At 60.6% G+C, this 21,078-nt stretch carries 21 protein-coding genes; 2 read left to right on the forward strand and 19 right to left on the reverse strand.

Annotated features, from left to right (window positions below):
• Positions 1–27: 27 nt before the first annotated feature.
• The 10 genes from ACHAC9_RS12405 to ACHAC9_RS12450 all read right to left on the reverse strand — a co-directional run bounded on the left by ACHAC9_RS12405 (position 28) and on the right by ACHAC9_RS12450 (position 7,931).
• A complete protein-coding gene (locus ACHAC9_RS12405) occupies positions 28–561 on the reverse strand; it encodes a F0F1 ATP synthase subunit delta (protein ID WP_435760302.1) in 534 nt (177 codons plus the stop codon).
• Positions 562–563: 2 nt separating this feature from the next.
• Positions 564–1,034, reverse strand: a complete 471-nt coding sequence (locus ACHAC9_RS12410) for a F0F1 ATP synthase subunit B (protein ID WP_435760303.1) — start codon at positions 1,032–1,034, stop codon at positions 564–566.
• 73 nt (positions 1,035–1,107) lie between these two features.
• Complete coding sequence (gene atpE / locus ACHAC9_RS12415; RefSeq protein WP_435760304.1) at positions 1,108–1,353, reverse strand: F0F1 ATP synthase subunit C; 246 nt, start codon at positions 1,351–1,353, stop codon at positions 1,108–1,110.
• An 88-nt stretch (positions 1,354–1,441) separates the two neighbouring features.
• On the reverse strand, positions 1,442–2,278 hold the full coding sequence (gene atpB / locus ACHAC9_RS12420) for a F0F1 ATP synthase subunit A (protein WP_435760305.1): 837 nt from the start codon (positions 2,276–2,278) through the stop codon (positions 1,442–1,444).
• Position 2,279: 1 nt separating this feature from the next.
• A complete protein-coding gene (locus tag ACHAC9_RS12425) occupies positions 2,280–2,618 on the reverse strand; it encodes an ATP synthase subunit I (RefSeq protein WP_435760306.1) in 339 nt (112 codons plus the stop codon).
• Positions 2,619–3,252: 634 nt separating this feature from the next.
• Positions 3,253–4,119 (reverse strand): ParB/RepB/Spo0J family partition protein, encoded by an 867-nt coding sequence (locus ACHAC9_RS12430; RefSeq protein ID WP_435760307.1) that lies wholly within the window; start codon positions 4,117–4,119, stop codon positions 3,253–3,255.
• A gap of 19 nt (positions 4,120–4,138) precedes the next feature.
• Positions 4,139–4,909 (reverse strand): ParA family protein, encoded by a 771-nt coding sequence (locus ACHAC9_RS12435; RefSeq protein WP_435760308.1) that lies wholly within the window; start codon positions 4,907–4,909, stop codon positions 4,139–4,141.
• A gap of 99 nt (positions 4,910–5,008) precedes the next feature.
• Positions 5,009–5,662 carry a 16S rRNA (guanine(527)-N(7))-methyltransferase RsmG gene (gene rsmG / locus ACHAC9_RS12440; RefSeq protein ID WP_435760310.1) on the reverse strand — a complete coding sequence of 218 codons (654 nt, stop codon included), beginning with the start codon at positions 5,660–5,662 and terminating at the stop codon, positions 5,009–5,011.
• Positions 5,659–7,602, reverse strand: a complete 1,944-nt coding sequence (gene mnmG / locus ACHAC9_RS12445; protein ID WP_435760311.1) for a tRNA uridine-5-carboxymethylaminomethyl(34) synthesis enzyme MnmG — start codon at positions 7,600–7,602, stop codon at positions 5,659–5,661. The genes rsmG and mnmG overlap by 4 nt, the downstream gene beginning before the upstream one ends.
• A gap of 191 nt (positions 7,603–7,793) precedes the next feature.
• Positions 7,794–7,931: a hypothetical protein gene (locus ACHAC9_RS12450; RefSeq protein ID WP_435760312.1), complete on the reverse strand. Its 138-nt coding sequence runs from the start codon at positions 7,929–7,931 to the stop codon at positions 7,794–7,796.
• Positions 7,932–8,060: 129 nt separating this feature from the next.
• Here ACHAC9_RS12450 and ACHAC9_RS12455 point away from each other — a divergent pair, with 129 nt between their 5' ends.
• Positions 8,061–9,218 (forward strand): iron-containing alcohol dehydrogenase, encoded by a 1,158-nt coding sequence (locus tag ACHAC9_RS12455; RefSeq protein ID WP_435760313.1) that lies wholly within the window; start codon positions 8,061–8,063, stop codon positions 9,216–9,218.
• A gap of 1 nt (position 9,219) precedes the next feature.
• Here the strand turns inward: ACHAC9_RS12455 and ACHAC9_RS12460 are convergent, their stop codons facing one another.
• The 8 genes from ACHAC9_RS12460 to ACHAC9_RS12495 all read right to left on the reverse strand — a co-directional run bounded on the left by ACHAC9_RS12460 (position 9,220) and on the right by ACHAC9_RS12495 (position 17,762).
• Positions 9,220–10,077, reverse strand: a complete 858-nt coding sequence (locus tag ACHAC9_RS12460; protein WP_435760314.1) for an alpha/beta fold hydrolase — start codon at positions 10,075–10,077, stop codon at positions 9,220–9,222.
• On the reverse strand, positions 10,074–11,096 hold the full coding sequence (locus ACHAC9_RS12465; RefSeq protein WP_435760315.1) for a branched-chain amino acid ABC transporter permease: 1,023 nt from the start codon (positions 11,094–11,096) through the stop codon (positions 10,074–10,076). Before ACHAC9_RS12465 ends, ACHAC9_RS12460 begins: the two co-directional genes overlap by 4 nt.
• A 3-nt stretch (positions 11,097–11,099) precedes the next feature.
• Positions 11,100–11,984: a branched-chain amino acid ABC transporter permease gene (locus ACHAC9_RS12470; protein ID WP_435760316.1), complete on the reverse strand. Its 885-nt coding sequence runs from the start codon at positions 11,982–11,984 to the stop codon at positions 11,100–11,102.
• Between the two features lie 195 nt (positions 11,985–12,179).
• Positions 12,180–13,385 (reverse strand): ABC transporter substrate-binding protein, encoded by a 1,206-nt coding sequence (locus ACHAC9_RS12475; protein WP_435760317.1) that lies wholly within the window; start codon positions 13,383–13,385, stop codon positions 12,180–12,182.
• Positions 13,386–13,448: 63 nt separating this feature from the next.
• Positions 13,449–14,156, reverse strand: coding sequence for an ABC transporter ATP-binding protein (locus tag ACHAC9_RS12480; protein WP_435760318.1), 708 nt, complete (start codon positions 14,154–14,156; stop codon positions 13,449–13,451).
• On the reverse strand, positions 14,153–14,926 hold the full coding sequence (locus ACHAC9_RS12485; RefSeq protein WP_435760319.1) for an ABC transporter ATP-binding protein: 774 nt from the start codon (positions 14,924–14,926) through the stop codon (positions 14,153–14,155). The genes ACHAC9_RS12480 and ACHAC9_RS12485 overlap by 4 nt, the downstream gene beginning before the upstream one ends.
• A 169-nt stretch (positions 14,927–15,095) precedes the next feature.
• Positions 15,096–16,721 (reverse strand): GMC family oxidoreductase, encoded by a 1,626-nt coding sequence (locus ACHAC9_RS12490; protein WP_435760320.1) that lies wholly within the window; start codon positions 16,719–16,721, stop codon positions 15,096–15,098.
• 9 nt (positions 16,722–16,730) lie between these two features.
• Positions 16,731–17,762, reverse strand: a complete 1,032-nt coding sequence (locus ACHAC9_RS12495; RefSeq protein ID WP_435760321.1) for an NAD(P)H-dependent flavin oxidoreductase — start codon at positions 17,760–17,762, stop codon at positions 16,731–16,733.
• Positions 17,763–19,143: 1,381 nt separating this feature from the next.
• Between ACHAC9_RS12495 and ACHAC9_RS12500 the strand changes: the two genes are divergently transcribed.
• Positions 19,144–19,905 (forward strand): 5'-methylthioadenosine/adenosylhomocysteine nucleosidase, encoded by a 762-nt coding sequence (locus ACHAC9_RS12500; protein WP_435760322.1) that lies wholly within the window; start codon positions 19,144–19,146, stop codon positions 19,903–19,905.
• A 22-nt stretch (positions 19,906–19,927) separates the two neighbouring features.
• Here the strand turns inward: ACHAC9_RS12500 and ald are convergent, their stop codons facing one another.
• A complete protein-coding gene (gene ald, locus ACHAC9_RS12505; protein ID WP_435760323.1) occupies positions 19,928–21,043 on the reverse strand; it encodes an alanine dehydrogenase in 1,116 nt (371 codons plus the stop codon).
• Between the last annotated feature and the right edge of the window lie 35 nt (positions 21,044–21,078).

Raw genomic sequence — 21,078 nt, forward strand, 5'->3', positions numbered from 1 at the left:
GTGCAAAGTTCCTGTGCGAAGTTCCGCTTACGCCGCCAGCGCAGCATGCATCTGCTGCAGCTTGGCGCGTACCGAGGTATCGAGCACTTCATCGCCGACCAGCACGCGCACGCCACCGATCAGCGACGGATCCACGGTGACCGTTGGATTGAGCTTGCGGCCAAATTTCTTTTCCAGCAGGCCAAGCAGTTCGGCCACCTGGGCATCGGTCAGCGCAAACGCGCTGTCGATGTGCGCGTCGGCAGCGCCGGCCTGGGCATTCTTGAGCACCTGGAACTGCGTGCCGATTTCCGGCAGCAGTACGATGCGGCCATTTTCGGCCAGCATCGTCAGGAAGTTCATTGCCTCCGGCGTGACCGGCGCCTTGACCAGCGAGGCCAGGGTGGCGACCAGGTCGGTGGTGGTCAGGGTCGGGTTGGCGGCAAACGCCTGCACATCAGGGTTGGCGCCGACTTGTGCCAGTTCGGACACGAGTTCGGACCAGGCTGCCATATTGCCTTGCTGGGCAACACGGAACAGCGCTTCGGCGTAGGGACGGGCGACGGTTGCGAGTTCGGCCATGATTACAGCTCGGTCGACAGTTGCGACAGCAGGGCGGCGTGCGCGTCTGCGTTCACTTCGCGCTTGAGGATCTGCTCGGCGCCTTTGACGGCGAGTGCGGCCACCTGGCCACGCAGTTCTTCGCGCACGCGCGTCACTTGCTGCTCGGCGTCGGCCTTTGCATTGGCGACGATACGGGCGGCTTCGTCGGCGGCAGTCTTCTTGGCGTCGTCGATGATCATCTGGGCACGCTTTTCGGCATCGGCAATGCGCTTCTGTCCTTCATCACGAGCACCGGCCAGTTCGGCCTGCACGCGCTTTTCGGCGGCAGCCAGGTCAGCCTTGCCACGGTCGGCGGCAGCCAGCCCATTGGCGATCTTCTCGGCACGCTCGTCGAGCGCTTTCATCAGCGGCGGCCAGACGAACTTCATCGTGAACATCGCCAGGATGAAGAAGACAGCGAACTGGGCAAACAGGGTTGCGTTGAGGTTCACGGTATTTTCCTTCTCACAAAAACGGATGCCGAACCGCGATGGTTCGGCCCTTCAAAACCTGAAATGCGTCGTCTTATGCTGGGACGAACGGGTTCGCGAATGCGAACAGCATGGCGATACCAACGCCGATCAGGAATGCCGCGTCGATCAGGCCGGCCAGCAGGAACATCTTGGTTTGCAGGGTGTTCATCAGTTCAGGCTGACGTGCAGAAGCTTCGAGGTATTTACCGCCCATGATAGCGATACCGATACAAGCACCGATAGCACCCAGGCCGATGATCAAACCGCAAGCCAGTGCAACAAAAGAAAGGTCAGTCATGATTACTCCAAAAAGTGAATTTAAAAACTAGATTAAAAAATTACTACTTCGTTACTACTACTATTCTGTTCGATGCTTGCTGCGCCGATCAGTGGCCTTCGTGGGCCTGACCGAGGTACACCAGCGTCAGCATCATGAAGATGAATGCCTGCAGGAATACGATCAGGATGTGGAAGATTGCCCAGATCGAACCGGCAATGACTTGGCCGGCGAAACCGAAGATGGTGGCGGTCGAACCAAGCAAAGCGATCAAGAGGAACAGCAGCTCGCCGGCAAACATGTTGCCGAACAGTCGCATGCCGAGCGACACCATTTTTGCTGCGTATTCGATGATATTCAGGAGCAGGTTGAACGGCGCCATCCAGATGCCGAACGGTGCTGCGAACAATTCGTGAATCCAGCCGCCGAAGCCCTTGATCTTGATGCCGTAATAAATCATCAGGACCAGCACGCCGAGCGAAATGCCGATGGTGCCGTTCAGGTCGGCGGTCGGCACGACACGGTGGTACGGGAACAGGTGCTCGACGCCGAGCCACTTGAAACCTTCCGCAAACAAGTCGACCGGCAGGAAATCCAGCGAATTCATCAGGGCAACCCAGACGAATACGGTCAGTGCGGCCGGGGCGATGAAGCTGCGGTCGCCGTGGACGATGGACTTGGCCTGGTTGTCGACCATTTCAACGAGAATTTCGACGGCAGCCTGGAACCGGCCAGGCACGCCTGCAGTAGCGCGGCGCGCGGCAGACCACATGATCAGGCAGCCCAGCACGCCCATCAGGACCGACCAGAACATGGTGTCGTAGTGGATGATCGAAAAGTCGACCGGACCGTTCTGGTGATGGTTCGACAGGTGGCCCAGGTGGTGCTTGATGTACTCTGATGCGGTGGGCGCGTGATTCGCTGCGCCTTCTACGGTTGTCGTCATATCAGTGCCTAAATAATAAGAATATGTAACTTTTCAGCGCTACGACGAACCCGGCGATCAGCGCCAGCCAGTTCAGGTCGTGGTACAGCGTTGCGGTCAGCCACAGCAGGGCGACCGTCAGTGCAATCTTGATAAATTCCCAAATGAAAAACGTTGCAGGGTTTGCCCCGCCCGCTTTCTGGGCGCTGGCGAACAGCCGCGCCGCCATAATGCCGTTGGGCACGACACAACAGATCCCGCCGAGTACCGCCGAAAACATCGCAGGCCATCCCCCCAACAGTGCGGCGAGGACGCCGACGACTGCTGTCGCGATCAATTGCAGGGAGACCAGGCGCAACATTTTTATTCTTCTGCCTTGGCCATGTGGTACGAGTTACGGTGTGGTAATTACATGAATCAGCGGGATTATAAGTTCGATAGTGCATTTGAGTCAAACGATTCCGGCTGTGCTCGGCCTTTTCACGGCTGTGCGAAATGCCACACAAATATTGCTGGAAACACGAATTTTCGCGGTAGATCGCAGCAGGAAATACAGATGTTGGAGCAGAAGTGTGACGGCGGTTGGCCGCACAAATCGCTGTTGTTTTGTTGCATCACTGCAAAGAGTGGGGTCCGCGAAATCGGCATCTGCGGGCGCCAGGATTGCCGTGTTCGCCCAAGCATGGATTGCTGATCCGGTGCGTTCTCGCCCGTACAAGCTTATGCACTGCCCGTGCACATGCTGTCGACAGGGTTGTCGACAGGCTTATCCACAGTCTCCCCAGGATTGACACTTGTGTCCACGCAATCGTGCCCATGCGTGCCGCAAGGCGACGCTCTGTGCGTGGGTCGGGATTGGCAAGCTTGCGCGACGCTCCTGGCTTATCCCCGCTCCTCCACAGCTTGTACAGCGCCTCTTCACAGCCGCACACAAGCATGTTCACAGGCTTATCGACAGAGTTATCCACAAGCCGGTGAGGAAGACGGTGCGCAGCTCAGGCGCGCAATCTCGCCAGCAGCCCCTCGAGAATATCGAGATCTGCAAAATCGATGATTACCTGTCCCCTGCCCTTGGCCCCCATCTTGAACACGACCGGCGTCGCCAGCTTGTCCGACAGCTCTTCTTCCAGGCGCACGATATCTCCCGACTTTTCTTTTACGCGCGCTTGGGTTGTTGAGGCCTGCTCTTCCAGCGCGCGCGTCACCAGCTTCTCGGTTTCGCGTACCGACAGGCGTTTCGAGACGACGTGGTTCGCCAGCGCGATCTGGCTGGCGTTGTCCACCGACAGCAAGGCGCGCGCATGGCCCATGTCGATGTCGCCCGCCATCAGCATGGTTTGCACGGGCTGCGCCAGGTTCACCAGGCGCAGCAAGTTCGACACGGCGCTGCGCGATCGGCCGACCGCGCTCGCCGCCTGCTCGTGGGTAAAATCGAAGTCGGAAATCAGGCGCGCGATGCCCTGCGCTTCTTCCAGCGGATTCAAATCCTCGCGCTGGATGTTTTCGATCAGGGCCATCGCGGCAGCGGCCTGGTCGTCGACGTCGCGCACCAGCACGGGGATTTCCTCGAGGCCGGCCAGTTGCGCGGCGCGAAAGCGCCGCTCGCCGGCGATGATCTCGTAGCGTCCGCCCGCCACCGGGCGCACCAGCACCGGCTGCATGATGCCCTGGGTTTTGATGGAGGCAGCCAGTTCATTGAGCGCCCCCTCGTCCATCCGGGTACGCGGCTGGTATTTGCCGGCCTGCAGCTGGGAAAGGGGTAAGGCTGACGGTGCGCCTGCCGGGGCAGGTGCATCCATCATGTCCCCGCCGAGTAACGCATCGAGACCGCGGCCGAGGCCCTTGAGTTTTTTCGTCGCCATTCTGGATAACTCTCTGTGATTACATTGTCTTGATGCGCTCGACCATTTCGGCCCCGAACGCGATATACGCCTGCGCCCCTTTCGAGGACGGGTCGAAGGTCACGCCCGGCACGCCATACGAAGGCGCCTCGGCCAGGCGCACGTTGCGCGGAATGATCGTCTTAAAGACTTTGCCGCCGAAATGCTGCTCGAGCTGGGCCGAGACTTGCTGCGACAAGGTCATGCGCGGATCGAACATCACCCGCAGCAGGCCAATGATTTTCAAATCCGTGTTCAGGTTGGCGTGCACCTTTTTGATCGTATTCACCAGGTCGGACAGGCCCTCCAGTGCGTAGTACTCGCACTGCATCGGGATGATCACGCCATGCGCGGCGCACAGGCCGTTCAGGGTCAGCATCGACAATGCGGGCGGGCAGTCGACCAGGATGAAATCGTAGTCGGCGTCCACCTGCGCCAGCGCGTGCTTCAAACGCCGTTCGCGATTATCGAGTTCCACCATCTCGACTTCGGCGCCGGCCAGTTCGCGGTTTGCCGGCAGCACGTCGAAGCGCCCCGCCCCGGAGCGCTGGCGCGCCTCGGCCACTGTCGCCTCGCCCAGCAGCACCTGGTAAGTCGACGCCGTCAAGGACGCCTTGTTGATGCCGGCGCCCATCGTCGCATTGCCCTGCGGGTCTAGGTCGACCAGCAGCACGCGCTGTTCCAGCTTGGCCAGACCGGCGGCCAGGTTGACGCTGGTGGTCGTCTTGCCGACGCCGCCCTTTTGGTTTGCAACACAAAATATTTTTGCCATCTGTTCTTTCCGGACGCAACAATTCAAGACATACCGTTCATACTGAATAAACCGTTAGTTTGGTTTATATGATATACATGGTATAAACCATTTATATCGTTAGCTGGTTTGTGCTGCTTTTTCGATGAATACCAGGTGCCGCTCCGCTTCCAGTTTCGCCACCCGTAGGGGCCGCAATTCCTTCACTTTCCATTCGCTGGGCAGCCTTTCCTGCTCCTCGCTTGGTGCCGTGCCTTTCAGGGCAATGAATTGGCCGCCCTCGGCCAGAAGGTGTCCCGACCAGTTGACGAAATCCGACAGGTCGGCAAACGCACGCGAGGTGATGACGTCGAACGGTCCCGCTTGCAACTCTTGCACCTTCTTCGTGTAGACGGTGACGTTCGTCAAACCCAGTTCCGCCTTCACTTGCGTCAGGAAGGCGGTTTTTTTATGGACGGTGTCGATCAGGGAGACCTGCATGTCCGGCCGGGCAATCGCCAGCACGATGCCGGGCAAGCCGCCCCCTGCGCCGACGTCCAGCACCTTCTTCGCGTCAACGAAGGCCGGTACCGCTGCCAGGGAATCCAATAAATGGTGGGTCACCATTTGCAGCGGCTCGCGCAAGGAGGTCAGGTTATATACGCCGTTCCACTTGACCATCAGGGCCAGGTAATCCATCAACTGCGCGCGCTGGGCCGCCCACAGGGGCAGGTCCATGGCGTCGATGCCGTCGCTGAGCACCTCCATCAGTTTTTCACGGTCAAAACCCCTCACTGTGCTGCCTCCTCATTCGTGTTGCTCGGTACTGCCGTAAACCCTTTGGCGCCGCGTTTTTTCAGGTGCACCAGCAGCAGAGAGATTGCCGCCGGGGTCACGCCGGAGATGCGCGACGCCTGGCCCAGGGTTTCCGGACGCTGTTGATCGAGCTTCTGGCGTACTTCGAACGACAGTGCCGTGATGTCGAGGTAATCCAGGTTTTCCGGCAATTTCATGTTTTCGTAATGGTCGTGCCGCTCCACTTCTTTCGCCTGGCGGTCGATATAACCCGCGTATTTCAGCTGGATTTCGACTTGCTCCTGGACTGCCGGATCGTCGACGCCCGGGCCCGCGAGCGCCTGGCCCTCGATGCCTGTCATCGTCATCAAGGTGCCGTAGTCGACACCCGGGCGGCGCAGCAAGTCAGCCAGGTTGTATTCGCGTTCGAGCGCCTGTCCAATGACACGTTCCGATTCAGCCGCCGCCAGGATGCGCGGATTGACCCAGACCGAGCGCAGGCGTTCGAGTTCGCGTGCAACCGATTCGCGTTTCGTTTCGAAGGCCGCCCACTGGGCGTCGCCGACGACGCCGAGCTTTCGGCCCATTTCCGTCAGGCGCATGTCGGCGTTGTCTTCGCGCAGCGATAAACGGTATTCCGCGCGGCTGGTGAACATGCGGTAGGGTTCGGCTACGCCCTGGGTCGTGAGGTCGTCGACCAGCACGCCCAGGTAAGCTTCCGAGCGGCCAGGGGTCCAGGCTGGTTCACCTTTGGTTTGCAGCGCCGCATTCATGCCGGCCAACAAACCCTGGGCAGCCGCTTCTTCGTAGCCGGTGGTGCCGTTGATCTGGCCGGCAAAGAACAGGCCCTGAATTGCCTTCGTTTCCAGCGAGGCTTTCAGCCCGCGCGGGTCGAAATAATCGTATTCGATGGCGTAGCCGGGACGCAAAATAAACGCATTTTCCATGCCCTTCATCGAGCGCACCAGCGCGATTTGCACGTCGAACGGCAGGCTGGTCGAGATGCCGTTCGGGTAGATTTCGTGCGTGGTCAAGCCTTCCGGCTCGAGGAAAATCTGGTGCGATTCTTTCGAGGCGAAGCGGTGGATCTTGTCTTCGATCGACGGGCAATAGCGCGGACCGACGCCTTCGATGACGCCGGTGTACATCGGGCTGCGGTCGAGACCGCTACGGATGATGTCGTGGGTGTGCGCATTCGTGTGCGTGACCCAGCATGGCACCTGGCGCGGGTGCATGGCGGTCGTGCCCATGTACGAGAACACGGGCACCGGATCGAGGTCGCCCGGCTGCTCCGCCAACACGGAAAAATCGATGCTGCGCCCGTCGATGCGCGGCGGCGTCCCGGTCTTTAAACGCCCCTGCGGCAGTTTGAGTTCTTTCAGACGGGCTGACAGCGAGACCGCCGCCGGATCGCCGGCACGGCCAGCCGTGTAGTTTTGCAAGCCGACGTGGATCTTTCCGTCAAGGAAAGTACCGGCAGTGAGCACCACGGCGCGGGCGCGGAACTGCAGGCCGATCTGGGTCACCGCGCCAACCACGCGCTCGCCTTCGACGATCAAGTCGTCGACCGCTTGCTGGAACAGCCACAGGTTCGGCTGGTTTTCGATGCGCGAGCGGATCGCCGCCTTGTACAGGATGCGGTCGGCCTGGGCACGGGTAGCGCGTACGGCCGGACCTTTCGACGAGTTCAGGATGCGGAACTGGATGCCGGATTCGTCGGTGGCGATCGCCATCGCTCCCCCAAGGGCGTCGACTTCTTTGACCAGGTGGCCCTTTCCGATGCCGCCGATCGACGGATTGCAGGACATCTGGCCCAGGGTTTCGATGTTGTGGGTAAGGAGCAGGGTCTTCTGCCCCATGCGTGCGGACGCAAGCGCGGCTTCGGTGCCGGCATGGCCGCCGCCGACGACGATCACGTCGAATTCAGTTGGAAATAGCATGATGGAGGTGGGAGGCGAGGAGGCTAATTCGCGATTATAGAATCTTTTGCGTTCTCCATCTCAGCGCGACGGAAAAACAGGGGGGATTTTGTTTCACGTGGAACACAGCAGAGGGGCGCGTTGTGACTGTTCCACGTGAAACAATTGAGCGCCGGCGCACACCAATCCCGCTTTGTTCCACGTGAAACATCCTAACTCACCAAGCGCACGCAGGCGCTTCCTTTGGCACGAATGGAAAAATCGCGCACCTGGATCAGGCCGTCGCCGCCCACGGCGTCCGCCAAGCCGGCAAGAATGGCTGCTCCGCCGAGCCGCATAAAATCAATCATCCACTGCTTTCACACCACAGAGAGAGAGCGAAATTGTACGGCAACCCGGCAGTCCCCTGCCCGTCCGGCGCCGCCTTTCTGATGTAAGCTATTTACACTTACTAAACTTAAACACGACTTGGGACGACCATGACCGCCTTTGCCTTCAACACCGTTGCCAGCATCATTTCGGAACCGGGCGCCAGAGCCCGCCTCGGCGCGATCGTCGCCGAACGTTTTATGGACATACGCCGCGTGCTGATCGTGACCGACGCCGGTTTCCTGCGCACCGGCTTGCTCGCGCCTGCGCAGGCGAGCCTGACGCAGCTGGGGTTGATCGTGAACGTGTTTTCGGCTGTCGTGGCGGACCCACCGGAACACGTCGTCCACAGCGCCGTGCACGCCGCACGCGACATGAAAGCCGAGCTCATCATTGGCTTCGGCGGCGGCAGTTCGATGGATGTAGCGAAGCTGGTGGCGGTACTGGCGGGCAGCGATCAGGCGCTGGGTCAGATCTACGGCATCGGCAATGTAAAAGGGCAGCGCCTGCCGCTGGTGCAAGTGCCGACCACGGCCGGCACCGGTTCCGAGGTCACCAACATCGCCATCGTCACCACCGGCGAGACGACCAAGATGGGCGTCGTCTCTCCCCAGCTGTATGCGGACCTGGCCCTGCTCGATGCGGAACTGACGCTCGGCTTGCCGCCGCTGGTGACCGCGGCCACCGGAATCGATGCGATGGTGCATGCGATCGAGGCGTACACCAGCAAGCACAAAAAAAATCCGCTGTCGGACAACCTGGCGCGCGAAGCGCTGCGCCTACTCTCAAGAAACATCATGACCGCCGTCGAGGACGGCGGCAACCTGGAAGCGCGGCAAGCCATGCTGCTCGGCGCCTGCCTCGCCGGCCAGGCGTTCTCGAACGCACCGGTCGCCGCGGTGCACGCCCTCGCCTACCCGATCGGCGGCATTTTCCACGTGCCGCACGGACTGTCGAACTCGCTCGTCCTGCCGCATGTGTTGCGCTTCAATGCCTCGCACGCAGCGCACCTGTATGCCGAGCTGGCCGACATCGTCGTGCCCGGCAACAGCGGCAGCCTGGAAGCGCGCACCGAAGCCTTGATTGCTGCGATGCAGCAGATCGCCGCACGGACCGGAATCCAGACGCGCTTGCAGGAGATGGGGATTATTGAAACCGACCTCGACCGGCTGGCGGACGACGCGATGCTGCAGACTCGCCTGCTCGGCAACAACCCGCGCGAGATCACGCGCAGCGACGCGCGCGCGATCTACGCCGCGGCGCTGTAATTTAAAGAGAGGAGATGGGCGCCGCAGAGTGCGGCGCTTGTGCAAAGAAGTCGAGCAATAAGGCGTTGACCCGTTCGGCGGCCGTGACTTGCAGCCAGTGGTCGGCGCCCTCGATGCGCTCGAACCTGAAACTGTCGGCGACATAGCTTGATGAGTCGCGCATCTGCGTTTCGCCCAGCGCCGGATCGAGACTGCTCCAGACACCCATCACCGGCACCCGCACGGGTTCGTGCTTTTTACTAAAGACGATCCCGCGTGGCACGTTTGCACGGAAATAATTCAGCGCCGCTGTCATCCGGCCTGGTTCCCGGAAACTGCGCTTCCAGTGCGCGACCAGGGCGCGGTCCGACGTAAAACGGCCCATCACATAACAATCGCCAGCCAGCAGCGAACGCTCGGCCAGTCCCGGCAGCAGGAACCACATCATATAGCTCGAGCGCAGGTATTGGAGCAAGCCTGCGCGCGCGACGGCGGCCGGGTGGCCGACCGACAGCGCCACATATTGCTCGATGCGCTCGGGCGCCGCCATGCACAGCAGCCAGCCGACGACCGCACCCCAGTCGTGCCCGACCACGCGCGCCCGTTCGATACCGAGCGCGTCGAGCATCGCGAGGATATCGGCGCGCACGTGTTCCAGGCGGTAGGCGTCGACCGCCAGCGGCGCGTCACTGCCGCCATAGCCGCGCAGGTCGGGGGCGAGTACCCGGAAACCCGCCGCCACCAGTGGCGCGATTTGCTTGCGCCAGACGACGTGGGTGTCCGGAAAGCCGTGCAGCAGCACGACCGCGGGTCCCTGCCCCACGCTTTGCACTTGCAGGTGCAAGCCGTTGACGTTTAGGTGCAGGGACTCTTGCTTCATGCCGTTTCTCGGTCGGCTGGTGCCGCGCTGCGAGTGGACTGCGCCGGGGCTTTTCTCCCCATCCGCTCGAACAGGGCGCCAATTTCTCCGACGATACCGCGGCGGAACAGCAGCACGCAGACCACGAAGATCAGGCCGGTGACCATGCCGACCGATTCGCCCAGTGTCGTGAACCAGGAAATGCCGGTGTGCTCGGCCAGGAAATTGCCGACTTCGCCCAGCTTGTTTTCCAGCGCGACGATGATGAAGGCGCCGATGATCGGACCGGCCATCGTGCCCATGCCGCCGACCAGGGTCATCAGGACCACCAGGCCCGACATGGTCCAGTGCACGTCGGTCAAGGTCTCGAAGCCGAGCACGACCGTCTTGGTGGCGCCTGCAAGGCCCGTCAGGGCCGCTGACAGCACGAACGCAAGCAGCTTGTAGCGATCGGCGTCATAGCCCAGCGAAACGGCGCGTGGCTCGTTTTCCTTGATGGCTTTCAAGACCTGGCCGAAGGGCGAGTGCACGGTGCGGTTGATCAGGGCAAAGCCACCCACTGCGATCGCCAGCACCACGTAGTACAGGGTCAGGTCGTTCGACAGGTCGATTACGCCGAACAGTTTCCCGCGTGGCACGCCCTGCAGACCATCTTCACCGTGCGTAAATGGGCTGCGCAGGGCGGCGAAGTACACCATCTGCGCCAGCGCCAGGGTGATCATCGAAAAATAAATGCCCTGACGCCGGATCGCGAGCGCGCCGATCACCAGCCCCAGCACGGCGCTGGCCGCGACACCGGCCAGGATGCCGAGTTCCACCGGCAGCCCGACCGTGGATAACAGGTAGCCCGTCATGTAGCCGGCGCTGCCGAAGAAGGCGGCGTGGCCGAACGACAGCAAGCCCGTAAAACCGATCAAGAGGTTGAACGCGCAGGCGAACAGCGCGAAGCACAGCAGCTTCATCAGGAAGACCGGATAGCCGAAGAAGGGTGCGGCCAGGGCGGCGGCAAAGGCCAGCGCATAGATAATTTTCTTGTTCATCGCTTATTTCTCCTTACCGAACAGACCGGCCGGGCGCAGCAGTAGCACGATGACCATGACCACGAACACAACGACTTCCGACCCTTCCGGATAGAACACGCGGGTCAGGCCCTCGATCACCCCCAGCAGCAAGCCGGTAATGATCGAACCGAGAATCGATCCCATGCCGCCGATCACGACGACGGCGAACACGACGATGATGAGGTTCGAGCCCATCAGCGGCGTGACGTTGATCACCGGCGCCGCCAGCACGCCGGCCAGACCGGCCAGCGCGACGCCGAAGCCGTAGGTGAGTGTGACCATGCGCGGCACGTTGATGCCGAAGGCCTCCACCAGTTTCGGGTTTTCGGTACCGGCGCGCAGGTAGGCGCCGAGCCGCGTCTTTTCGATCACGAACCAGGTGCCGAGGCAGACGATCAGGGAGCACACCACGACCCAGGCGCGGTAATTCGGCAGCATCATGAAACCGAGGTCGGTCGCGCCTTGCAATTGCTCGGGCACGTCCAGGGTCTGGCCGGAGACGCCGAAGAAGGAGCGGAACACGCCCTCCAGCAGCAGGGTGATGCCGAAGGTCAGCAGCAGGCCATATAAATGGTCGAGTTTATACAGCCAGCGCAGCATCGTCTTTTCGACGGCGATGCCGAAAGCGCCGACGGCGAGCGGCGCGAGCACCAGCATCATCCAGTAGTTCAGGCCGTACGAGGTGACGCCGATGTAGGCAATGAAAGCCCCCATCATGTACAGCGCACCGTGCGAAAAATTGATGACGTTCAGCAAGCCGAAAATGACGGCCAGGCCGAGCGAGAGCATCGCGTAGAAGGAACCATTGACCAGGCCCAGCAAAAGCTGGCTCATCATGGCCTGCAGGGGAACTCCGAAAATTTCCATAGGTACCCAAAGCAAAAAGTCGGGATGGCGGTCAGCCGGGGCGGCCGGACCGGCCACAGGGGTGGTGAAGAAAAATTCAGGTTACAGAGAAACCGAATTCGGGTTGCATGCAATCGTGAAACGCGTGGAGGGCTTGCCTTCCACGCGTTCGCTTTACGTTTGCCTTACGGCGCGGTTTACATCAAGCTTGACTGCTTACTTCCACGCCGCGCACTTGGTCTCGGCCTTCTTGGTGAACGCCTGCTCGCCCGGGATGGTGGCCACGACCTTGTAGTAATCCCATGGATACTTCGACTCGGCCTTCGATTTCACCTGCATCAAGTACATGTCGTGCACCATGCGGCCGTCTTCGCGGATGACGCCGTTCTTGGTAAACATGTCGTTGATCTTGGTCGATTTCAGCTTGGCCATGATCTTGGTCGAATCGTCCGTGCCGATCGCTTTCACCGCGTTCAGGTAGTTCATGGTTGCCGAGTAGTCGGCCGCCTGCAGCATCGACGGTTCCTTCTTCATCTTGGCAAAGTAACGCTTCGACCAGGCGCGGGTGTCGGCGTTCATGTCCCAGTACCAGCCGTCGGTCAGGTACATGCCCTGGGTCGCGTCCAGGCCCAGCGTGTGGACGTCGTTGATGAACACCAGCAGGCCGGCGACCTTCATACTCTTGGTGATACCGAACTCCTTGGCCGCCTTGATCGAATTGATCGTGTCGCCGCCCGCGTTCGCCAGGCCCAGCACCTGGGCCTTGGACGATTGCGCCTGCAACAGGAAGGACGAGAAGTCCGAAGCCGACAGCGGGTGTTTCACACTGCCAAGGACGTTGCCGCCGTTGGCTTTGATGACTTCCGTCGTATCGCGTTCGAGCGACTGGCCGAAGGCATAGTCGGCGGTCATGAAATACCAGCTCTTGCCGCCCTGCTTCATCACGGCCGAACCGGTGCCGCGCGCCAGCGCCACGGTGTCGTAGGCGTAGTGCACGGTGTAAGGCGAGCACTGTTCGTTGGTCAGCTGCGCGGTGCCGGCGCCGATCGAAATAAAGACTTTTTTCTTTTCGGCTGCGACCTTGGCCATGGCCAGGTTGGCACCCGAATTGGTGCCGCCGATCAGCATGTCGAGACCTTGCTGGTCGAACCATTCGCGCGCCTTCGAGGCGGCGATGTCCGGCTTGTTCTGGTGATCGGCTACCACGAACTGCACCTTCTTGCCGTTGACGGCGCCGCCGAGGTCGGCGATCGCCATGCGCACGGCTTCGGCGCCGCCGTTGCCGTCGATGTCGGAATAGACGCCGGACAAGTCGGTCAGCAATCCGATCTTGATGGTGTCGTCGCTGATTTGGGCATACGCAGGTGCGGCGAAGCCGGTAAGTAAGGCGCTGGCGGCGAGGGCGAGGGCTGTGCGTTTCATTGTTGTGTCTCCGTTCTTGTGGTTGATCGTACTTTTACTTTTACTTTTACTTTTACTACGTTACTAAACGCCCAGTAGTTCGGTCAGTACCGGCATCCGGGCAGTGAGGTCTTGCGCCTCGATGGTTTCGACGATTTGCCCATGTTCGACAACGTGGAAGCGGTCCGCGAGGGGCGCGGCGAAGCGGAAGTTCTGCTCGACCATGACGATCGTGTAGCCCTTCGCCTTGAGCATGGTGATCATGCGCCCCAGGCCCTGCACGATGACCGGCGCCAGGCCCTCGGAAATTTCGTCGAGCAGCAGCAGGCGCGCGCCGGTGCGCAGGATGCGCGCCACGGCCAGCATTTGCTGTTCTCCACCCGACAGGCGCGTGCCCTGGCTATGGCGGCGCTCTTTCAAATTCGGGAACATCTCGTAGATCTCGTCGATCGACATCGCCGTGCCGCCGCCTTTCAGGGCGGGTGGCAGCATCAGGTTTTCCTCGGTCGAGAGCGACGAGAAAATGCCGCGCTCTTCCGGGCAATAGCCGACGCCGAGGTGGGCGATGCGGTGGGTCGGTAAGCTAATCGCCTCGACGCCATTGATGCGGATCGAGCCGGTACGGCGCCCCGTCAGGCCCATGATCGCGCGCAGGGTCGTCGTGCGGCCGGCGCCGTTGCGGCCAAGCAGGGTCACGACTTCGCCTTGCGCGACCGACAGGCTGATGCCGTGCAGGATGTGCGATTCGCCATACCAGGCTTGCAAGTCAGTGATTTCCAAAGCGGCGCTCATGCGTGCCCCGCTTCGAGTGCGCCGTCGGCGGTGCCCATATACGCTTCCATCACTTGCGGATTTTTCGAGACTTCGGCATAGGTCCCTTCCGCCAGCATGGCGCCGCGCTGGAGGACGGAAATGCGGTCGCAAATGCCGGAAACGACGCTCATATTGTGTTCAACCATCAAAATCGTGCGTCCTTGTGACACTTTTTTAATCAAGGCCGTCACGCGGTGCACGTCCTCATGGCCCATGCCCTGGGTCGGCTCATCGAGCAGCATCAGTTCCGGCTCCATCGCCAGCGTAGTGGCGATCTCGAGCGCGCGCTTGCGGCCATACGGCAGATCGGCGGTGACGGTGTCGGCAAAGCCGGACAGGTCGACCTGGTCGAGCAGCGCCATGGCCCTGTCATCCAGGGAAGACAGCGAAGCTTCGCTGCGCCAGAAATGAAAACTGGTTCCGAGCTCGCGCTGCAGGCCGATGCGCACGTTCTGCAATACGGTCAAATGCGGGAATACGGCGGAAATCTGGAACGAGCGGATGATGCCGCGACGCGCGATTTGCGCCGGCTTGTCATTCGTGATGTCGCGCCCGTTGAACAGGATCTCGCCCGAGGTCGGCACCAGGAATTTCGTGAGCAAATTAAAACAGGTGGTCTTGCCGGCGCCGTTCGGGCCGATCAAGGCGTGGATGTGCCCGCGCTGGACGCGCAGGTTGACATCATTGACTGCAGTAAAACCCTTAAACTCTTTGGTCAAGTTCTTTGTTTCAAGAATGACGTCTGCCATCGTGTCTCCAATGCGTGGATGTGCTGCGTCGAGAACAGCCTATTTGAATAGACTCTCGGCAAATATCACACAGATTGGTTATTTACACAATACAACGCGATCCTGTGCAGCCACGCACAATGGACACGCTCACGCAGACCGATTGTGCAAATTTGAACAGGGTATGGATCTAGCGAGCGGCGGCGGCAATCAGCATGGCCGCCTTTTCGGCAATCATCAGGGTCGGCGCATTCGTGTTACCCGAGGTAATGAATGGCATGATCGAGGCATCGACCACGCGCAGGCGCCCTACTCCGCGCACCCGCAACTGGCTGTCGACCACGGCATCCGGATCGTTCGATATACCCATCTTGCAGGTGCCGACCGGGTGGAAGATCGTGGTGCCGATCAGGCTCGCCGCTTCGGCCAGCTCTTCCTCGGTGCGGTAGGCAATTCCCGGCTTGAATTCCTGCGGCTGATACACCGCCAGGGCCGGCGCGGCGACGATCCGGCGCGTCAATGCCAGCGCCGCGGCCGCCGTTTGCCGGTCCTCGGCCGTGCTGAGATAGTTCGGCGTGATTTTGGGAGGAGCATAACTGTCGTGGGTGCTGAGGCGCACATGCCCGCGCGCCGTCGGGCGCAGGTTGCAGACGCTGGCGGTAAATGCCGGAAACCCGTGCAGCGGGTCGCCGAATTTTTCCAGGGACAGGGGTTGCACGTGGTATTGCAGGTTCGGCGTCGCCTGCTGCGGGCTTGACCTGGCAAACGCGCCCAGCTGCGACGGCGCCATCGACATCGGCCCGCTGCGCAGGAACGCATATTCGAGCCCGATTTTCATCTTGCCGAACCAGCTGGCGGCGCTCATATTCAAGGTTTTCACCCCCTGCACTTTATACACCATGCGCAGTTGCAGGTGGTCTTGCAGGTTTTCGCCGACGCCGGGCAGGTCGACCACGGGCGTCACGCCATGGCGCTGCAAGTGGGCGCCGTCTCCGATCCCCGACAATTGCAGGATATGGGGCGAGCCGATGGCGCCGGCAGCAAGTAAAGTTTCGCGCCCGGCGACCGCGCTGTAGGCACGCCCGCCACCGGTAAATTGCACGCCGCGGCAAATCGTCCCGGAGTCTGTTGTTTCCAACACCAGGCGCTCGACGTGGCAGCCGGTCATGATGGTCAGATTCGGCCGCTGGGCCGCCGGTTTCAAAAACGCTTTCGCGGTATTCAAGCGGATGCCGCGGCGCTGGTTGACTTCAAAGTAGGAAGAGCCGGCATTGTTTCCGGTATTGAAATCGTCGACCTTGTCGATGCCGACTTCAGCTGCGGCATCGCGGAAGGCATCGAGGATTTTCCAGGACAAGCGTTGCTTTTCGACGCGCCATTCGCCGCCGGCGCCGTGTACCTCGCTGGCGCCCCGATAATGGTCTTCGCTTTTTTTAAATAGCGGCAGCACGGCGTCCCAGCGCCAGGAATCGTCGCCGCACGCGTCGGCCCAGCGGTCATAATCCTGCTGCTGGCCGCGCATGTAGATCATGCCGTTGATCGACGAGCTGCCGCCCAACACTTTACCGCGCGGATAGATCAGGGCCCGGCCACCGAGGCCCGGGTCCGGTTCGGTATTGAACAGCCAATCGGTGCGCGGATTGCCGATGCAATGCAGGTAACCGACAGGAATGTGGATCCACAGGTAGTCGTCGCGCGCTCCCGCTTCGATCAGCAGCACCTCGACATTCTTATTTTGGGTTAAGCGATTCGCCAGAACGCAGCCCGCAGTACCGGCCCCCACGATGATGTAGTCGTATTCTCCAGCCGATTCCACGCGCGCTCCTCAGGTCTGCAATTCGGATGCCAGCAATGCGATCAAGCGCCCTGCCGCCATCGGCCGCGCTCGGTTAAATCCGGTACCGGCCCACATCGACATCAATTCGGTATCGCCGCTTTTCGCGGCTGCCGCGCGGATGGCGCCGGTCAACGCATTCTGGATCGGGTACGGCGGCACTTGCGACTCCACGCTTGCCATTTGCCGCATGAAACGGTTCTCGATGCCGCGTGCATAGCGCCCGGAAAAACTGCGCGTCAGCCGCGTCTGCCCTTCCCCGCTGATGATCCGTGCTTTATAGGCGGAGTGGATCGCGGCTTCGTCGGTCACGAGAAACGCGGTGCCCATTTGCACGGCGCGCGCACCCAGCGCCAACGCGCGTTTGATGTCTTCCCCGCGCATGATGCCGCCGGCGGCGATCACGGGAATGGCGACGGCCGCCACCACCGCCGGCCACAGGTCCTGGCTCGAGAGCGTCGCGTCTTCCTGGCGTCCAATAAACGTGCCGCGGTGTCCGCCAGCTTCGACCCCCGAAGCGACGACGGCATCGGCGCCGATCGCTTCCCAGGCCAGCGCCTCTTCGACTGTGGTAACGGTGCCGATCACGAGGATGCCGGCACGGTGCAGGCGTTCGACTTGCACGCTTTCCAGGATGCCGAAAGTAAAACTCACGGCCGCCGGACGCAGTGTCAGCAATGTCTCGAACTGCGCCGCGAAATCCTCGCACCATGCAGCCGGGGTCGGCAGGCTATTCCACCCCAGGCTTTCCCAGACCGGGCGCAGCAATTCGGCGCCGCCCGCCACCTCGGCCTCGCTCGGGTTGGGCGCGCCCTGGACGAAAAAATTCAGCAGGAAGGGACGGGGCGTCAACGTCCGGAGCCGCGCCACTTGCTCCTCGATCGTCTGCGGGCTGAGCAGCGAACAGGGAAGCGCGCCAAGCGCACCGGCATTCGACACGGCAGCTACCAGTTGCGGCGTGCAAGCGCCGCCCGCCATCGGGCCCTGGATGACCGATATCTGGAACAAGTCGTCGATTCCCATGTCCGCCTCCGTGTTGTTCGATGTCGTTTCAATTTTCACTAAGGCAAGCTTACCAGATCGTAAACTTCGCGCCAGTGGGTCAACTGTGGATAAGCCTCTTGATATCCACAGGTACGGATTGTGCGAAAACGCCGTTTGGAGGGCGCTTCAAATTCTTGTCCAGTTTTGTCATGCCTGCGATACAGGCGTCAACACAGGCTTATACCGCGTGTAAGCCGATGATTTCTCATCTGTTAACAGGCTTATCCACAGAAAACGCCTGTTGTTAACACTACTACTATTCTTGTATACCTCTCTTGGTTGTAAACCTGAAGAGCGAAGGCTGCGGCTTCGCGAAATTTTTTTTTCTGAAACACGCCGAACTGTTGGCCCCCTGCGTCAGATCCCACGTTACGGGAGCAGTTCGCCCTTGCCGTGCTTGCCATCGCCAGCCTTGTCCTCTTGCCAGACACGACAGTTGAGCAAACGCGGCGCGCTTGGCCAAACAGGATGTGGACAAACCCATGCATATCCACAGGAGCGAATGTGCAGAAGCCCTGCGATTCGACAGCGCGCGAAATCTGTTCACCTTCGGTGCAAGCCCGATACACGGCTTGTGCAGCACATCGAAAAGGCGCTAACTCCTTGAACCTGTGCAGAAAATCGCACTTATCCACAGCAAGGGGCCACCTCTACTATTACTACTATTTTTTATATATCTCTTTTAATTAAATACATAAAGGAGGCGCTCTGTGAAAAACCGGGCTCGGATCGGATACTGGACAAGCGCCAGGCAGCGTCTTGTCAACGATTGGATGGGTCTGCAGAAAAACGAAACGCGCACGGCCGCCATGGAAACAGGACAGTGGCTGACGAATGCTGCAAAAAAAAAGAAGCGCCTCGCATGCGTTCGAAGCTGAAGGATGCCTTGCCCTTGATCGGCAATCTAAAAGTTTGGCAGGAAACAAGATGCCGACGCTGGCGGTGACATGCTGACGCGGCACCTGATCGCCAGGATGTGAATACCCGGGGTCAAAGACGACTGACAGGCAAAAAAGCGGTTAACAGCCACTCTGGCTGTGGACAAGCCACTGCATATCCACAGGAGCCTTTGTGCAGAACGACGTTTACTGAAGACAACTCAGCTTTTCTCCAACAACGGTGCAAGCTCGATACAATCTTTGTCCCGCGCGTTTGTGATGACCTAAACTGCTGATCTTGTGGAGTAAACCGATCTTATCCACAGTAAACTGCTCGTTTACTACTACTACCAATCTGTATACAACCCTTTATTACTGTAAACAGAGAACAACGGGAAGTGCGTGGAAAACCGTTTTCCAGGACGAAAACCACGACTGAAACCCTGTTTTCGTGTTCAAACCCTCTCACCAACAAGAAAAATATGCGTCTCGGGATCATCAGCGCGCTGTCTGAAGAACAGCAAGGGCTCGTGGAGGCCATGCAGAGCCCCTACAAGCTCATCCATGGTCAACGAACCTACTGGGTCGGACAACTGTGGGAAATCGACGCTGTGTGCGTCCTGTCGCGTATAGGCAAGGTTGCCGCTGCCGTGACGACGACCACGCTTGTGGAGAAGTTCGGAGTTACCCACATCCTGTTTACGGGTGTTGCAGGTAGCGGCGATCGGTCGATCAAGGTGGGCGACATCGTGGTGGCCGAATCGCTGGTCCAGCACGACATGGATGCCAGTCCCCTGTTTCCACGTTTCGAGGTGCCGCTCACGGGCATGACGCATTTTCCGGCCGACCATCACCTGGGTACGCGCCTGCTCGATGCCGCCTACGCATTTTTGGAAAACGATTTTTCCGATGCGATCGATCCGCTTGAAAAAGCCGCCTTCGGCCTGCGCCAGCCGCGCATCCACCGCGGCCTGATTGCCAGCGGCGACCAGTTCGTCAACGACCGCGAGCACATCAATGGCTTGAATGCCGCTCTGCCTGGCCTGGTGGCGGTCGAAATGGAAGGGGCGGCAGTGGCCCAGGTCTGCCACGAATTGAATGTGCCCTGCGCCGTGATCCGGACGATATCGGACAACGCCAATGAAAACGCGGCCACCGATTTTTTACGTTTCGTAAAATCGGTGGCCGCGCAGTATGCGTTTCACATCGTCCGCCGCTTTTGCCAGCAGACGAAGGTGTTATGAATAAAAAATAAAAAATAAAAGGTCAGGCCAGCAGGGACTCGGCCGGCACGTAATCGTAGCCCAGGGTGTGGGCCACGGCTGCATACGTCACCTGGCCCAGGCATACATTCAATCCCTGGCGCAGGTGCGCGTCGTCGATCAGGGCGCGCCGCCAGCCTTTGCTTGCCAGGGCCAGCGCATGGCCGATGGTCGCGTTGTTCAGTGCAAAGGTCGAGGTACGGGCCACGGCGCCCGGCATGTTCGCCACACAATAATGCACCACGCCGTCGACAATGAAGGTCGGGTCGGCGTGGGTGGTCGCATGCGAGGTGTCGAAACAGCCGCCCTGGTCGATCGCCACGTCGACCACGACCGCCCCCTTCTTCATGCGCGAAATCATGCTGCGCGTGACCAGTTTCGGCGCCGCCGCACCCGGCACCAGCACGCCGCCGATCACGAGATCGGCCGCCAGCACCGCCTCCTCGATCGCGTGCCCCGTCGAATACACGGTGGCGATGCGATTCCCATACACCAGGTCCAGTTGGCGCAGGCGCTCGATGTTTTTGTCCAGCACCGTCACCCGGGCGCCGGTACCGACCGCCATCTGCAGCGCATTCGTGCCGACCACGCCGGCGCCGATGATGACGATGTGGCCCGGCGCCACGCCCGGCACGCCGCCCAGCAGCAGCCCCATGCCGCCCTTTGACTTTTCCAGGTGCGCCGCGCCCGCCTGGATCGACATGCGGCCGGCCACTTCGCTCATCGGCGCGAGCAGCGGCAAGCCGCCGCCGTGGCCGGTGATGGTTTCGTAGGCAATGCAGACTGCCTTCGATTTGACCAGCGCCGCGGTCTGCTCCGGGTCCGGCGCCAGGTGCAGATAGGTGTACAGGATCTGGCCTTCGCGCAGCATCGCGCATTCGCCCGGTTGCGGTTCCTTGACTTTGACGATCATCTCGGCACGGGCAAAGATTTCTTGCGCCGTGTCGACGATGATGGCGCCGGCCGCCACGTATTGCGCATCCAGCAAGCCGATCTCGCTGCCGGCGTTCTTCTGGACAATGACTTGATGCCCTCGTGCGACCAGCTCGTGCACGGAAGGCGGGGTCAGGCCGACCCGGTACTCATGGTTTTTTATCTCTTTTGGAACGCCAACTAACATGTCTTCCTCCATTGAACGACCACCACTAAAAGTGC

It is taken from the genome of Massilia sp. CMS3.1 (genome assembly GCF_051262535.1).
Lineage (GTDB): Bacteria > Pseudomonadota > Gammaproteobacteria > Burkholderiales > Burkholderiaceae_D > Telluria.